Source organism: Burkholderia sp. Bp9012 (assembly GCF_003853825.1).
Lineage (GTDB): Bacteria > Pseudomonadota > Gammaproteobacteria > Burkholderiales > Burkholderiaceae > Burkholderia > Burkholderia diffusa.
The window spans coordinates 44,517-59,966 of sequence record NZ_QTQA01000024.1; the positions used below are offsets into that span (position 1 = coordinate 44,517).

Genomic DNA, 15,450 nt, shown 5'->3' on the forward strand with positions numbered 1-15,450 from the left:
CTGAACGATTTCCTTACAACGCTCGACATTCGATCCGGATACCATCATGAGAAACGTCCTCGACCTCGTGCAAGCCGCTGCAATCCGCACACCAGACGCGGAAGCTCTCGTCTGCGGTTCCGCCCGAGTAACCTATCAGGACCTGATTCACCGCGCGCGAGGCATGGGCAATGCACTCTACGCGCTTGGACTCACGGCCGGCGCGCGCATTGCGATCTATCTGGACAAACGTGTCGAAACCGTCGTGTCGATGCTTGGTGCAGCTGCCGCGCAATGCGTGTTCGTTCCGATCAATCCGCTCCTCAAACCCCAACAGGTCGCTCACATCCTGCTCGACTCCGGTGCCGATTGCCTGATTACCAGCGCGCTGCGCGCGCGGATCCTTGACGAACATGGTCTTACCGGCGTTTCCAACACAATTATCGTAGACGATGCCGGCTCCGCGAGCCGACATCTCCGAACAACAACCCACGTTCAAAGCTGGCCCGAGTCCGCAAGCGGAAATCGCACGGAACGGGATAGTGAAAAGCCACTGCACTCACCGGCATGGGCCAATGTCGACACTGATCTGGCCGCCATCCTGTACACGTCAGGCTCGACCGGACTGCCAAAAGGTGTGATGCTAAGCCACCGAAACCTGCTCGAGGGTGCCTGGAGCGTTGCCCATTATCTGAACCACGCCTCATCCGATCGAATCCTCGCCGCCCTGCCGCTCAGTTTCGATGCTGGCCTGAGTCAGCTCACATCCACCTGGGCCATGGGGGCCACTGCGGTGCTCATCAATTATCTTGCGCCGCAAGATGTCATTGATGCCTGCGCGAGCGAACGTATTACAGCAATCACAGGCGTGCCGCCCTTATGGATGCAACTGGTTCGTGCGGCTTGGCCCGAAACGGCACGCCAGACATTGCGCTACTTCGCGAATACCGGCGGCAGGCTTCCGGCGCCTGTCTTGCAGCAACTCAGGGCATTGTTTCCGCAGGCCAAACCCTATTTGATGTATGGCCTGACCGAGGCATTTCGCTCAACTTTTCTCGATCCCTCAGAGGTGGACCACCGCCCCGATTCAATCGGAAAAGCCGTCCCTAACGCCCGGATTCTGGTCGTGCGCGATGACGGCTCGCCTTGTGGACCCGACGAAACCGGAGAACTGGTCCATATCGGAGCCTGCGTCACGCTCGGTTACTGGAACGACGCGACGCGCACAGCCCAGCGCTATCGACCTTCGCCCGAACTGAAACCGGGCGGCGCACCACGAGATCGTGCGGTCTGGTCAGGTGATCTGGTACGGAGAGATGCAGAAGGATTCCTGTACTTCGTCGCGCGCAACGACGCGCAAATCAAGAGCTCCGGTTACCGCATCAGCCCTGAAGAGATCGAAGAAGTCGTTCATGACAGTGGCCTTGTCACGGAAGCGGTTGCCTTCGGCATCGCTGACGATGAACTCGGAGAAGCCGTCGTCTTGTTGGTCGTGCCGGCCGCCACGGGCTTCGATGCTCAAACGCTTCAGATCTGGTGTGCGGAGCATCTGCCGCGCTACATGGTGCCGCATCGCATCATGGTTCGCGAGACGGTTCCACGCAACCCCAACGGGAAATTCGATCGGGCCGTATTGCGCGCCGCCTTCTCGAGCCCTGACGCCGCCTCCGAAGTGAGGCAGTCGTGAACGGGCTGTTTGGGGAGCACAACGGCGTCCTCACCGTCGGCGGCGTCGAGATCAATCGCTTGGCCGACCGCGCAGGGCGCACACCGTTCTTCGCCTATGATCGCGCAACGCTCGACGAGCGAGTATGCACGCTGCGCGATACGCTGCCAGCCGGTATCGACCTACATTACTCGATCAAGGCCAACCCGATGGCCGCGGTCGTCCATCACCTCGCGCCACAGATGGACGGGTTCGACGTGGCATCGGCTAACGAGATGGCACTTGCGCTAAATGCGGGCATGCCCGCAGAACTGATTGGCTTCGCCGGCCCAGGCAAGAGCCGCGACGACTTGCGTCGCGCCGTCGCGAGCGGTGTCAACATTCACCTCGAATCGGTCACCCAGTTGCACCTCGTGACAGCACTCGGCTGGGAGCTGGGTGTGCAGCCGAAGGTCGCCATACGAGTCAACCCGGACTTTCACGTCGATCACAGCGGCATGCGCATGGGTGGCGGGGCCACCCCTTTTGGGCTCGATGCGGAGCAGGTGCCCGAGCTACTGCGCGAGCTTGATGCTAGAGAAGTGACGTTGGCCGGTTTTCACATTTTTTGGGGATCCCAGTGTCTGCACGCCCCGACCGTCATCGAGGCTCACCGGAAAAGCGCAGATCTCGTCGTGAGATTGGCCGCTGGCCTGTCGCTCGCTCCGCAATACGTGAACTTCGGAGGCGGTTTCGGCATCCCCTATTTCGCGGGGGAAACACCACTTGACCTCGCTGCGGTCGCCGATGCCATGCACGATTGGCTCGGCGTATTCCGCGATCGTTTGCCGAACACACGCACGACCCTGGAACTTGGACGATACCTGGTCGGAGAAGCCGGCATCTATGTGTGCCGCGTCATCGATCGCAAGGTATCCCGAGACCGAACGTTCCTGATCACCGATGGCGGCCTGCACCACCACCTGGCTGCATCCGGGAACTTCGGGCAGATCCTGCGCCGCAATTTTCCGGTCGCGATCGGGAATCTCCAGACACAAGCCCCTACGGAGCGTTGCCACATCGTTGGATGCCTATGCACGCCGCTCGACCGGATCGCCGATGACGTGCTGCTTCCCAAGGCTCACATTGGGGACTTTGTGGTCGTCTTCCAGTCGGGTGCGTATGGACGCTCGGCCAGCCCTGGGGACTTTCTCGGCCACCCGAATGCGATCGAGATGCTCGTCTGACCACCCTCGTTCTTTGTGGAGGATTGTGATGTTCTCCCCTGATTCCTTCCCGTCGGGGCCGGCCCCGGCGCCGTGGGCACTGACCGATGATCAACTCAACCTCTATATCGCGAGCCAACGCTTCGCGCGCGACCGACTGGAGCCGTTGCTTACCGGTTCACCCAGCGTAGCAGCATGGCAAGAAACCGTCAGACTCGCAACCGCAACACTTGATCTTGGAGCAATGGTCCTACCCGAGGAACACGGCGGCCTGGGAATCGACCGTCACGGTCTAGCACTTGTTGTCGAAGCGCTCGCCGCTGGACCGCTTGAGCGTGCATTGGAGTTGACGCTGACCGCACCCGCGCTCATGGTGCTCCGGACGCACAATGCGCTCGGTCCGGTTTTGGCTCGGCCTGTTCAGGCGTATTTCGATGGCACAACAGCGATCGCGCTGTCCGTGCCCGGCATCGACAACGCAACAATATGGCAACTTGGTCCACTGGGCAGCGCGATGACCCTCACCATGCGAATAGATGACAAGCGACGCCTCCTCCTCACCGAGCGTCCGCGTCATCAGCGATCTTCGAGATCGACAGACATCGCCACGCTCGGCGCCCTCGTGTTGGAGCAATTGCATTCTGACGAGGCCGTGGCCGAAACGCCGCTCGCCGTGATTGCGCGAGCCGACTGCGATAGCACTCCTCCCGCGCAAACGTACCTGACGGAAATCGGCCTCTATCTCGCTGCGCTCTCGACGGGCGCCATGCAACATAGCATCCGGTTCGCGTTCAATTACGCGGCGACTCGGCAAGCGTTCCGAAAGCCGTTGGCAAACCATCAACTCGTCGCGGCGCGATTATCCGACATGCTGATCGCCGCCCATGGCACCCATCTTTTTTTGCAAGCGATCAGTGCAGCCCGCCCGTCGGCGCCAGTCGCGCTGGTCCGTCAGTTACTGCGACACGCCGCGGCCGAGTCGGTCAACGTCAGTCGTGAATTCGTGCAGCTTTGCGGCGGCCACGGTTATGTTGAAGGCCTCCCGCCGGCAGCCCGCTTCCAGACCAGCCATTGGTTTGCCCAACTCCTGCTGCGCGTCGATACAGCGCTCGGCTGGCTCTCGGAGCCGCGGGACGCGAATGAGGAGGTCGACGTATGAATGGCTGTGCCCCTACGGATGGCACGCTTCAGCCCTCAATGGACAACGCTGCATCACATGCAACGTCCGCCAATTGCTGGTTACGCGAACCAGGGCCGAATGACATCGACGACATCGTCGCCTGGCTCGCCCAGCCGACCATCAGTCGGTGGTTCGACTTCGGGCTCGGCCGCCAAGCCCTGCCCGCATTGGCGGTGCAAGCGATGGTCCATAGCAGACAGCATCGAATACGCGTGTTCGGTTCGGTTGGCTATGCAGTGCCGAGCGGTGTGGTCGCCGTCAGTGACGTCACGCATCGCTTCGCGACGGGCTCATTCTGGATCCTTCGCGATCGGTTGCGGCCAATCTGCGTCAATATGGCTTACAACGCCGCGACATACCTCCTTCATGAAGCGTTCGCCCGTGATCGGCTGCGGTGCATCACAGCATGGGCTGTCGAATGCAATGTTCCGTCGCAACGTCTACTCGCGCGCTTGGGTTTTCGTCTGATCGGACTGCAACGAGACTGTCATCTCGTCGATGGCACGCGCGTCGGGCGGCTCCTTTATGACCTGCTGCCCGAGGACCACGCGCTACCACGGGCACCATGAATACCCCCATGATCACGGCACTTGCCAGCTATGTGCCGAGCACAGCCGCAGTACCTCGTGGGTGCGAAATCGAGCCGACGCGTGGTGCTTCGATACGGTCCGGTTGGCACGCTTGGGTCGCGTCGTGGCAAGCCGATTACGCGCCCCACCCCACAAAGAAAGCGGCTGCAACCAGAAGCGCTGCAGTCAACGCAGCGGCGGACGAAACTCGTTGTGTGCCTGTTGAGCGCGATACCGATCTATCCGGGCTCGCCGCCAAAGTAGCGCAGACAATATGTGCAGCGCGACCAGCCAATGCAGCGCCGATCGATATTGCAATGTTCTGCCACAGTAGCCTCAACGAGCATGTATCCACAACGACTGCTGGACGCTTGCGCGCAGTAATCGGCGCGCCCTGCTTCCCGTTCGCCGTCTCCCAACAGCAGGGAGCCTCCACGTTCACGGCGCTGCAGCTGGCCAGCGATCTGCTGATTGCTGAGCCCGAAATCCACACCATCTTGATCGTCGCTGCAGAAAAATGGTGTGCGCCGTTTTCGCGACGGACCGATCAGGGAACTGTGCAGGGCGACGCGGCCGGTGCCATCATGGTGGAGCGCTCCGGACCCGCGTCTTGCGGACTGAAGGTGATCGACGCGCGCGCCAGCCGCCTCCACCGGCTCGCGACACCCGCCCCGCTCTCGAGCCAAGATATCCGCACAGATTGGGTTCCGGCGCTGCGATCGACGATCGACACGATACTGCTCCGACACGAGCTTGAACCGAACGATGTTGGCACCGTCGTAGGAGCAGGAATAGATCCGCAACTTGATGAAGCTATTTGCCGACATCTCAGTCGCCGTCTCATTGAATTTTCCGACCACCGCCACGCCTATCTAGGCGCAGCCGAACCTATCGTGCAGCTCGCCGATGTACTCGAATCTCACGACCTGCCAGTGTGCGAGCGAATCCTGACGTGGGGCGTCGGCCTAGGCGGCTTCGTCGGTTGCGCATTGTTCGAATCACATGGCAGGCCGCTCGTATATCTCAACCCGCCATGAGCGTATCCATCGGGATTGTCCATACCGCTTACTACCTACCTGAGCCGGTCGATGACGTTCGCAGCTGGGGCCAACGAACGAAACAGTCCGCCGAGACCATCAAACGCCTCGAAGAAGCGGGGGTGCGCGCCTTCTACGACGCTCGGGGACACACTGCGCTCTCGCTAGCCACTAACGCCATCAAATCGCTCATTCATGCGACCCAGCTTGCGCCCGACACGATCGACTTTCTTGTCTACGTTCATACGCTTCAAGGCAGCGTCGCCCCACCGCCGCTGTCCTTGCCACGCCTGCTATGCGAACACTTTAATTTCGAGCAGGCGGAGGCATTCTCGTTTGCGCAACAGCATTGCGCCTCATCACTGGGTGCGCTACGGATCATTCGCGCGATCTTTGCCGCCCGTCCGGCCATCAACCGCGCCCTGCTGGTCGGCGCCGACGTCATGCCCCTCGCAAGCGACCGGTCAATAGCCGGGGCCGGATTGCTCAGCGACGGCGCATGTGCTGTGCTCGTCGAACGCGATGCTTCTGTCAATCGATTGATCTCGCTGGCGTTTCACGCGAGCGGAGAAGGTTGGCGCGGCACACTGGAAGAAGATGAATCGCGTTTCGCAGCTCAGTACTTCTTTGCGGCGCGTCGACTCGCGACGCAAGTCAGCGCCGAAGCAAATGTGCCACCGGCAGAGATTCAGCGCATCTTGCCTTCCCATCTGGATCTGCCAACCTGGCGCCGAATTGTTGCATCGCTTGGTCTTCCAGCACGATGCCTGTTTACTGACAACTTCGCCCGCATCGCACATGTGACGGTCAGCGATCCATTCATCAATCTCGTCGACTGCGACGATCTGATTCCCGGTAAGCCTTTCCTACTATGCGCCCGAGGAGTGGGAGGATTTTCCGCAGCGGCGCTCTTCATTCGCTAACAGGATCGTTGAATTCAGGAAATTTCGCCGATGGCGCGGCACGTGATCGCAAAATACATCGCAATATCGTTCCTGTTCCGGACAGTGACTTTAAAAATAAATCACGTATTAAACTATTACAATCTATTGGATGACGTTCTGATCCCATCCATTAGACTCCACACTAGCTACGCGCCCAACGTCCATCACGACGCAACTTCCGGCGTCCGCCATAGCATAGCGGGTGCGCGGGCATTCAGCGCCTCACTACCATACTGTTTGTCCGAGTCGCCACCACCGACCCGACGCCCTGCTCCAGAATTTTTCTCAAATACCACTAGGCAATAAGCGAGGTATAAGTCATGAGAACACGATTTCGGCACCGCACACACAAAAAAGCATCCAAGCCACCACCGTGGAATGTCACATTAGCCACTCGAATGGCGTCCATTCTGTCCCTCTTTACCGATGCAAAGGATATTTCCTCGCTTTCTGACTTACTTGGCAATGCGGTGCTTCCATTGGGTTTTCCATGTTACGCCGTCACCCGGATCTCCCTGACTTGCATTCGCTCTCGACCCAGCATGTCTATGGAGGCAATTTGCTCGCATTATCCCAATAACTGGGTGCAGCACTATCTACAGCACGACTACGGCCTTGTCGATCCCGTACATCGAGCGGCTTTTACTTCTTCGGGACCTTATCACTGGGGTGATATTACCGACTTGAACCACGCTGAGCGACATGTGCTCGTGGAAGCATGCGACGCCGGACTCAAAAATGGGCTTAGCATTCCAATTCGTGAGGTTGGCGGCAGTGTTTTGCTCATCAATCTATCAGGCCGGTCATCCCGTATCAATGCAGAGACGAGCCGGCAGCTCGCGAGCGTAATCAGCACTCTATTTCATTTGGAGCTGGATCGGTTCGCCCCTCCCCACCCGAAGGTACTCGTTGAGCTATCTCCACGTCAGCGTGAGTGCCTTACATGGGTCGCACAAGGAAAAACATCGCCGGACATCTCCCTGATCCTCGGAGTATCCCGCCATACAGTCGAATACCATATCGCTGAAGCAATGAAGGTCCTGAACGTAAATAGCAGAATAGCAGCTGCCGTCATTGCCGCCCATTACGGCCTGCTTGATTATCCCGTTATTTCAGACAAAGAATTTCCCGAAGAATGAGCAGGCATGCTACCGGTATGACTTAACCATGCCCACAGATCTCTCAAATCCCATATATTGAATAATTCTGGACAAGCTGGAGATCTTCAATCTTGCACTGATAATACGCGGCCAATATTCATTTTTGCCTCCCCCCCTACCTAACTAGTTCCAGCTTTTGTTTCGACTTGATACGGTAGCGCCCATCACTAAACGATGGGGAACACAAATGCCACTCATTATCGCCGGCAGATTGATCGACTTGCCACTTGAGCTTCGTGAAAGACTTGGCACGTTCCGATATGACGTTTTCGTCCGCCGCCTCGGCTGGCCATTGCCCGACATTAAGGAAAATGAAACCATCGAGTGGGATCACTTCGATGGCGAAAACACCGTTCAGATTGTTGCACTCACATCCGAACGACAGATATGTGGTTGCGCACGCCTAATGCCAACTACCTCTCCGTACCTGCTCCGAGAACTGCTTCCTCGATCGTCGAACCTCGACCTTCCCTCCTCACCCACCATATGGGAGCTATCACGGTTCTCCGGCTCGGACATGCAACTCTTTCCCTATGTCATGGCCGTCGCTGCATCACTCGGCGCGAATCGCATCATCGGTGTCGTCACCCACGCCATTGCACGACTGTACCGCCGCTTTGGCCTTGATCTGCAATATTTTGGACCGCACCAGGACACAGCTACCGCTCCGTTCCTGACCTGTGCGATTGATCTCACCCCCGCCACGTTCGCCAGCCTTGGAGCCAACCTCGACAACCTCCGATCATCAATCACATGGCATCAGTCGCTCACACCGAATGTTCCGGGCTCGCCGGGGAGGCGGCCATGCGCTAGTCGTTGCTCAACAGACATGCGATAGCCGTTCTTCCCGGCAGGGGCCGTCGCGCTCCGCCGAGATTGGCACTCGGCAGCCAAGGCCACGACTAAGATGCGGATCGCCGGCTGTGATGCCGATTATCCGCATCCTTTACCCAATCTGGCCGGATGGCGGATGCGTAGGCCTGACCGGTACGCGAACCTTCGCCGCTTGCCTGTGCGCGCAGTCCGAGACGTTCATCAATGGCATGAGCGACAGTCGAAGATTTTGGCAGGCGGCCGTCATCGCAGTCCGCCCAGAACACGTGCATCGCGTCGAACAACACTGAGAGGATCGCGGTCAGGTAAGGCAGCCGAACGACTACACCGCCTCCCATTGAATCGCCATCAACAGGACCGTAGTGCTCGCTCGGCACGTCGGCCGGCAGATCAATCCGCAGCGCATCGAGCTCACGCTGCAATCGCTCTTCAACGCAATAGTGCGCGGTCGCCGAGTTCGTCAGGACCTTCCCAAGCTCGCACAACTTCTCGTCTTTCAGTTGAACGCATCTTGTGAGACGACGAATCCGTGCTTCGGCGAGTCGCAAGCGAATCTGCAAAGCCTCGCATTCGCAGGCCGGTGCCAAGCATGCGTTTGTATCGCTGGATCGCCAAACATTATCGCGTTGCTCCATAGCAGGCCTCGCCTCGAACGTGGCGATATGTACTCCACACACCGCGAGAAATCGGATCGCTGATACACCGAACTGACTGGACGCATCGCGCCGGCGCAAATCGGTGAGTCTTTTTTCGTTCCTTCTCGCAACAGTGTCAACTGTGAAGATTGGGGGGCACTGATCAGCGCGCCTGCGAAGTTGAACAATATGGAAAAACGAAACACTCCACCACAACATCGGCGCGGAATTGGTCTGTCAGTTGCACGAGATCACGCGCGTACGGAAAAAATAACGCGGCATGTCTGAAGTTTTCCGCTTGGGCAGAGCCGGCGATCTCAAAATAGGCCTCCTCATTGTCCGCCCAACGCAATCCAATGGAGACGGCCCAATGCGCCGCTCGCAGATCAGAGCGGCAAGCGCCCGTCGTCGTACCATGGGCGACCGCCCAACAAGCCACTTATGATCGTCGGCAATTCGCGTACCCAACCGCAATAGTCCAATGTACGGCTTCGATTGTTCCCAGGTCGGCGGCCTCGGAAGCGATAAATGGTCGACTCCTGGTCCAAACGATGAGAAAATCGCGCAATCATTCCCATTGCGCTGCCGACAATGACATGTCGCAGACCCGATACGTCGCGCCGAATTGGACTCTTCGAAGCGACCATTTCAATACTGTTTCTTTTAACCACGTGGAGTGAAGAATGGCCACCTATCAAGAGTTGAAAGCCAAGGCTGATGCACTGCTCGTGCAAGCGGAAGAAGCTAGGCAGGCCGAACTAGAGACCGTGCTCGAAGAAGTTCGCGCCCGTATTCAAGAGTACGGTCTCACGCCGGAACAGGTCTTCGGCCGTAAGCGCACACGTAGCGCGAATGGCAGCCAACCCGCGACGCCGAAGTATCAGGATCCGAAAACGGGCAAGACGTGGAGCGGGCGTGGCCGCGAACCGTCATGGATCAAGGGTAAGAAACGTGATCGCTTCTTGATCGCCGAATGATCACCGCAGCGTAGCGATCGGCCGCCAGACAGATTCACTGGGCCAGCAGCTTCACGCTGCTGGCCCAGTGAATCTGTATCAAGCCGCGCCGGCCTAAGCGATTCCGATCCGCCTTAGCTGCCCCGACGTTGAAGACACCCCGCGGCCCTACGGAATCCGTGTTGTTCGTTTCGGCGGCGAGTCTATTCCACACATAGCATCGATACGGCCAGATGTCGATGAATTCGGCCTGCATTGCATTAGGATCAAGCAATATACCGACGACACAGCCTCGCACTCGCGATATCGGGCACGTGCAAACCGCCCCGGCCCGGAGCAACGTTTTAAAACAGAAGCAACGTCGATTTAGGCAGCGAACGTTTGCGGCATGACCGGCGCCATTGACTCTTCAAACATGCGTCCGCTTGAACAATACGCGCCCCAGTCTTCCATCATGAGCCGCCGTCTTTCGAGCTGATCGCGACGCCGATAAGCCGCTATCGTCTGCGAAGTAATGATGTGCGCCAAGGCTTCCTCTGCCAAAGAATCCGGATAGTCGGTGTATTCGGCGACCCAGTCACGAAATGTCGACCGGAAACCGTGCACGGTGATGCCGGAGTACGACATGCGCTTCAGCAGGGACAGCATTGCCATGTTCGACAGTGGGCGCCCTTCCGTGCAACCGGGAAACAAATATCCATACTTCGCCTTCGGCAGCGCATTGCGTACAATTTCGACGGCCCGCTTGCAAAGTGGCACGCGCAGCGGCCGACCGCTCTTCGTGCGATCTCCCGAGATACTCCAGACACGGTTGTCGAGATCAAACTCCTCAACCCGCGCAAATCGCGCCTCGTTCGTGCGAGTCGCCGTCAGGACAAGCAAGTGCAACACTCTTGCCGCCCGTCGCGGGCGTTGCTCCAATTCCCGGATGAATGTCGGGATGTCCTCCCAAGGCAACGCAGCATGATGCCGGACCTGCGAGCGCTTCTTCGAGCGCGGCAATACTAATTGCAGATGGTCAACGTATCGCGCCGGGTTACTGCCGGTTCGGTGCCCCATCACGGTCTCCGCGTCCAGGATCGCCTTGATGCGCCCCCGTACACGGCGCGCCGTCTCTGCCTTTTTGGTCCAAATCGGCTGCAGAATGCGGACAATCATCGCTGTGTCGATGTCGCGCACACGCACATCGCCAATGGTGGGATAGGCGTAGGTCTTGAGCGTATTGCCCCATTGCTGACTGTGCTTCCGGTTTCGCCACTCCGGTTCGTGCGCTCGAATGAACGCTTCAGCTGCCTCACGGAACGTCACGTTGGCATCGATGGAGATATCGAGCAATCGCCGACGCTGCTCTTCGCGCCGCGCGAGGATGGGATCAATCTGGTCCCGAACCATCTCGCGGTACTGAGTGGCCAGCTTTCGCGCTTCACCAAGCGAGACTCGCGAAAGCGGTCCGAGGCCCATTTCGCGTACTCGCCTGTCGAGCGTGAAGCGAAACACCCACGAGCGCGCGCCACTGCCGGCAATCTGCATGAAGAGGCCACCGCCGTCGGCATAATGTCCCGGATCCACCGCCTTCGCGACACGCAGCGCGCTAAGCCGATGCAATTGTCGTCCTGCCATGCCGCCCTCCTTTCCTACCCACAAAACCCATGTCGCTACCCATGTTTCGTGAGGAAATTGTGGGGGACGCGGCCGGACGTCGCAAGCATGCCGTTACCCACAAAACCCAGCAAAATCATCGGCTTGCGCACTTTCAGGGGAAGATCACGGAACGCCGCGGAAGCCCGGCATGGCGGAAGGCAGCAGGAGTCGAACCTACCCGGGAGTGTCTGACACCCCCAACCGGATTTGAAGTCCGGCCGTACCACCAGATACGAATGCCTTCCGTGGGAAAAACAAAAGAACGACGAGCGCCTACGCCTGTATACCCACCCAACCGCTATCAGGCCGCAGGAAGTGAAGATCGCGGTGGAAGCGAGTATACCCAACCCGATCGAAGAATTCGAGAATCTGGATCGCGCGCTTGCGGCCGAGCCCGGTCGCGTCGCGAAACGTCGCCGCATCGAGCCCGCCGCCGCGCGTCGGGGCGAGAAGCGCCACCAGCCCGGCCAGCTCGCGCACGACATCCGCGTGATAGAACAGGTCGCGCACGACCTGGTGCACGTCGCCGCGTCGCGCGAGCTTGCGCAGCAGCGTGCGCACGGCATCCTCGGCCGCGCCCGTGTCGCGCGCCAGGTCGCGGACCCACGGCGGATCGAAGCGCCCCGCACGAATCAGCGGCAGCAGTTGCCGCGCCAGCGCTTCCTCGCGCGCATCGAAACTCACCGAATGCGACGGCAGATGCAGCCACGGCCCGCTTCGCGCAACCTCCCCGCCACCCACCAGCGCATCGACCAGCGCACGCCACAGCGCATCGCCGACGAGCGGCGCCGCCATTCGCCGCAGGCGCGCCGCATCGAGTCCCTGCTCGTCCGGCATGCGCTCGTGATACGCGCGCAGCGTGTCGATCGCCCGCGCCTGCAGCGTATGCCAGTGTGCACGCGCGATCACCGCGCCGTCGTTCGACGCGCGCTCGCGCTGGCCGATCGCCAGGGCGTCGTCCGGCAACGCGAGCGCGCCGGGCGCGAAGCCCGTCAGGTGCGTGAGCATCGTGCGTGCGATACCGAGCGGCGCCTGCGCAAGCAGTGCATCGAGCCGCCCTTCGTCGAGCCATGCCGCCAATGCGTCGAGCCATGCGCGACGCGCGGGCGTACGGCGTTTGCGTGCGGGACCGAACGGGTCGAGCACGCGGCCGCCGCCGACGGTGCGCGTCGCCTGCGGATTGCGGACGATGAAGCGATCGCCCGGCAGCGCGAACACGGGTTCGTCGAACACCAGTTGCACGCGCATCTGCTGGCCGGCCGCGAGCGTATCGCCGTCGAGCAGCGCGACGTGCGCGACGCGATGCAGCGTGCCGAGATGCACGTGCAGCGGCGCCCAGTGGGTCAGCGTGAGCCCCGCATCGGCCAGCAACTTCAGGTCGACGTCGAGACGCGGCGACGTCGCGACGAGCCGCGCGTCCGCGACGGTATCGCCACGCTCGACGTCCGCCTTGTCGATGCCGGCCAGGTTCAGCGCGCAGCGCTCGCCCGCGCGGCCCGCGCCGACCGGCCGGTTCTGCGCATGGATGCTGCGCACGCGCGCGGCGGCGCCGGTGCGCACGACCGCGAGCGTGTCGCCGGTCGCCACGCGGCCCGCGAACGCGGTACCCGTCACGACGGTGCCCTGCCCGGCGAGCGTGAACACGCGGTCGACCGCGAGCCGGAACAGCCCGTCGTCGCGGCGTGCACGCCACGCGAGCGCCGCATCGGCGAGATGACGCTTCAATGCGGCGACACCCGGGTCGTCCGCGCGCGTCGCGCAGGTTTCGAAGATCGGCGCGCCGTCGAGCGTCGTGCCGTGCAGCCACGCGGCAATCTCGTCGCGCACCGCCGACAGGCGTGCGGCGTCGACGCGATCGCACTTCGTCAGCGCGACCGCGCCATGCGTGACGCCGAGCAGTTGCAGGATCGCGAGATGCTCGCGGGTCTGCGGCATCACGCCGTCGTCGGCGGCGATCACGAGCAGCGCGAAGTCGATGCCGCATGCGCCGGCCGCCATCGTATGAATCAGCTTCTCGTGGCCCGGCACGTCGATCAGGCCAAGCACGTCGCCATTCTCGAGCGGCGTGTACGCATAACCGAGCTCGATCGAGATGCCGCGCGCCTTCTCTTCCTTCAAGCGATCGGTATCGACGCCCGTCAGCGCGCGCACCAGCGTCGTCTTGCCGTGGTCGATGTGCCCTGCGGTTCCGACGATCATGCAGCCGGCCCCGCGACCTGCACGCATTGCGCGACGAATGCCGCTTCATCGGCCGCTTCGAGGCAGCGCAGGTCGAGCCGCAGCGCATTGTCGGCGATGCGGCCGATCACCGGACGCGGCCATTCGCGCAGTTTCTTTTCGAGTTGCGCGAGCGCACGGCCGCCGCGCTTGCCGTCCGACGTGCGCACGACGAGCCCGGCGCTCGGCAACTGATCGACCGGCAGCGCACCGCTGCCGATCTGGCTGAACATCGGCTCGACCGTCACGTCGAAACCGCTGTCGAGGGCGGCCTGCAACGCCGGGCGCACACGTTCGGCGGCCTCGGCGATATCGCGCTGCGACCGCGTCAGCAGGCGCAACGTGGTGAGCCGCTCGCGCAGGAACTCCGGCGCCCGGTAGAGCCGCAGCACGGGTTCGAGCGCGGCGAGCGTCAGCTTGCCGACGCGCAGCGCGCGCTTGAGCGGATGTTTCTTGATCTTCGCGACGAGCGCGCGATCGCCGACGATCAGGCCGGCCTGCGGCCCGCCGAGCAGCTTGTCACCGCTGAACGTGACGAGGTTCGCGCCGGCCGCGACGGTCTCCTGCACTGTCGTCTCGTGCGGCAGGCCCCATTGCGACAGATCGGCGAGCGTGCCGCTGCCGAGATCGACGGCGACGGGCAGCCCGTGCTCGCGCGCGAGCGGCGCAAGTTCGGCCAGCGTCACTTCCTTCGTGAAGCCGCTGATCGCGTAGTTGCTGCAGTGCACCTTCATCAGAAGCGCGGTGCGCGGGCCGATCGCGTCCGCGTAGTCGCGCAGATGGGTGCGGTTGGTGGTGCCGACCTCGCGCAGCCTTGCGCCCGCGCGGCTCATGATGTCGGGGATGCGGAATGCGCCGCCGATCTCGACCAGCTCGCCGCGCGACACGACGACTTCCCGCTTCGTCGCGAGCGCGGACAGCGCCAGCAACACGGCCGCCGCGTTGTTGTTGACGACGGTCGCGGCTTCCGCGCCCGTCAGTTCGCACAGCAGATCGTCGATCAGGTCGTCGCGATCGCCGCGACGGCCCGTGGCAAGATCGAATTCGAGGTTGACCGGCCGCGTGAGCACGTCGACCACCGCGCGCACCGCGTCGTCGGGCAACAGCGCGCGCCCGAGGTTCGTGTGCAGCACGGTGCCGGTCAGGTTGAACACGGTACGCACCGCGCCCGCGCTCTGCGCGGCCAGCGTGCGCGCGACGGCTGCGGCGATGCGCGGCTCGTCGAGCGGTTCGGCGGCCGCCGGATCGTGCTGCGCGGCGGTACGCCAGCGTTCGAGTTCGGCGCGCACTGCGTTCAGCACGCGCGTGCGGCCATAGTCGGCGAGCAGCGGTTGCAGCGGCGCCGACGACAGCACACGCTCGACCGACGGCACGCGCGCCAGCACGGCGTTCAGTTCATTCAAACCCGGTTCGGTCACGTCGTGATG

13 protein-coding genes and 1 tRNA gene are annotated in these 15,450 nt (G+C 61.4%); 9 read left to right on the top strand and 5 right to left on the bottom strand.

Going from position 1 to position 15,450, the window contains the following annotated elements; all coding sequences use genetic code 11:
- Positions 1 to 46: 46 nt before the first annotated feature.
- From DIE11_RS27795 to DIE11_RS27830, 8 genes are all read left to right on the top strand, one after another.
- The gene (locus tag DIE11_RS27795) at positions 47 to 1,666 is read left to right on the top strand and encodes an acyl-CoA ligase (AMP-forming), exosortase A system-associated (RefSeq protein ID WP_124486358.1); all 1,620 of its coding nucleotides are present in this window, start codon (positions 47 to 49) and stop codon (positions 1,664 to 1,666) included.
- Positions 1,663 to 2,871 carry a pyridoxal-dependent decarboxylase, exosortase A system-associated gene (locus tag DIE11_RS27800; protein WP_124486359.1) on the top strand — a complete coding sequence of 403 codons (1,209 nt, stop codon included), beginning with the start codon at positions 1,663 to 1,665 and terminating at the stop codon, positions 2,869 to 2,871. The genes DIE11_RS27795 and DIE11_RS27800 overlap by 4 nt, the downstream gene beginning before the upstream one ends.
- A gap of 28 nt (positions 2,872 to 2,899) precedes the next feature.
- Entirely contained in the window at positions 2,900 to 4,009 is a 1,110-nt protein-coding gene (locus DIE11_RS27805; protein WP_124486360.1) for an acyl-CoA dehydrogenase family protein, read from the top strand.
- A gap of 38 nt (positions 4,010 to 4,047) precedes the next feature.
- Entirely contained in the window at positions 4,048 to 4,599 is a 552-nt protein-coding gene (locus DIE11_RS27810) for a GNAT family N-acetyltransferase (RefSeq protein ID WP_254601396.1), read from the top strand.
- An 8-nt stretch (positions 4,600 to 4,607) separates the two neighbouring features.
- Positions 4,608 to 5,636 (top strand): 3-oxoacyl-ACP synthase, encoded by a 1,029-nt coding sequence (locus DIE11_RS27815; protein ID WP_185633831.1) that lies wholly within the window; start codon positions 4,608 to 4,610, stop codon positions 5,634 to 5,636.
- Complete coding sequence (locus DIE11_RS27820) at positions 5,633 to 6,559, top strand: 3-oxoacyl-ACP synthase (RefSeq protein ID WP_124486363.1); 927 nt, start codon at positions 5,633 to 5,635, stop codon at positions 6,557 to 6,559. The genes DIE11_RS27815 and DIE11_RS27820 overlap by 4 nt, the downstream gene beginning before the upstream one ends.
- Before the next feature lie 419 nt (positions 6,560 to 6,978).
- Entirely contained in the window at positions 6,979 to 7,719 is a 741-nt protein-coding gene (locus tag DIE11_RS27825; RefSeq protein ID WP_260430300.1) for a LuxR family transcriptional regulator, read from the top strand.
- 208 nt (positions 7,720 to 7,927) lie between these two features.
- Entirely contained in the window at positions 7,928 to 8,578 is a 651-nt protein-coding gene (locus DIE11_RS27830; RefSeq protein WP_174937186.1) for an acyl-homoserine-lactone synthase, read from the top strand.
- A gap of 64 nt (positions 8,579 to 8,642) precedes the next feature.
- On the opposite strand, the gene DIE11_RS27835 is transcribed toward DIE11_RS27830, so the two are convergent.
- Positions 8,643 to 9,209 carry a hypothetical protein gene (locus tag DIE11_RS27835; RefSeq protein WP_174937184.1) on the bottom strand — a complete coding sequence of 189 codons (567 nt, stop codon included), beginning with the start codon at positions 9,207 to 9,209 and terminating at the stop codon, positions 8,643 to 8,645.
- Between the two features lie 683 nt (positions 9,210 to 9,892).
- On the opposite strand from DIE11_RS27835, the gene DIE11_RS27840 reads away from it, so the two are divergent.
- Entirely contained in the window at positions 9,893 to 10,186 is a 294-nt protein-coding gene (locus tag DIE11_RS27840) for an H-NS family nucleoid-associated regulatory protein (RefSeq protein ID WP_059620058.1), read from the top strand.
- Positions 10,187 to 10,531: 345 nt separating this feature from the next.
- Here the strand turns inward: DIE11_RS27840 and DIE11_RS27845 are convergent, their stop codons facing one another.
- The 4 genes from DIE11_RS27845 to selA form a co-directional block, all read right to left on the bottom strand.
- A complete protein-coding gene (locus tag DIE11_RS27845; protein ID WP_124486365.1) occupies positions 10,532 to 11,785 on the bottom strand; it encodes a site-specific integrase in 1,254 nt (417 codons plus the stop codon).
- 170 nt (positions 11,786 to 11,955) lie between these two features.
- Positions 11,956 to 12,051 (bottom strand) — tRNA-Sec (locus DIE11_RS27850).
- Between the two features lie 28 nt (positions 12,052 to 12,079).
- Positions 12,080 to 14,005: a selenocysteine-specific translation elongation factor gene (selB, locus tag DIE11_RS27855; protein WP_124628449.1), complete on the bottom strand. Its 1,926-nt coding sequence runs from the start codon at positions 14,003 to 14,005 to the stop codon at positions 12,080 to 12,082.
- Positions 14,002 to 15,441: an L-seryl-tRNA(Sec) selenium transferase gene (gene selA, locus DIE11_RS27860; protein WP_124628450.1), complete on the bottom strand. Its 1,440-nt coding sequence runs from the start codon at positions 15,439 to 15,441 to the stop codon at positions 14,002 to 14,004. Before selA ends, selB begins: the two co-directional genes overlap by 4 nt.
- Positions 15,442 to 15,450: the final 9 nt, after the last annotated feature.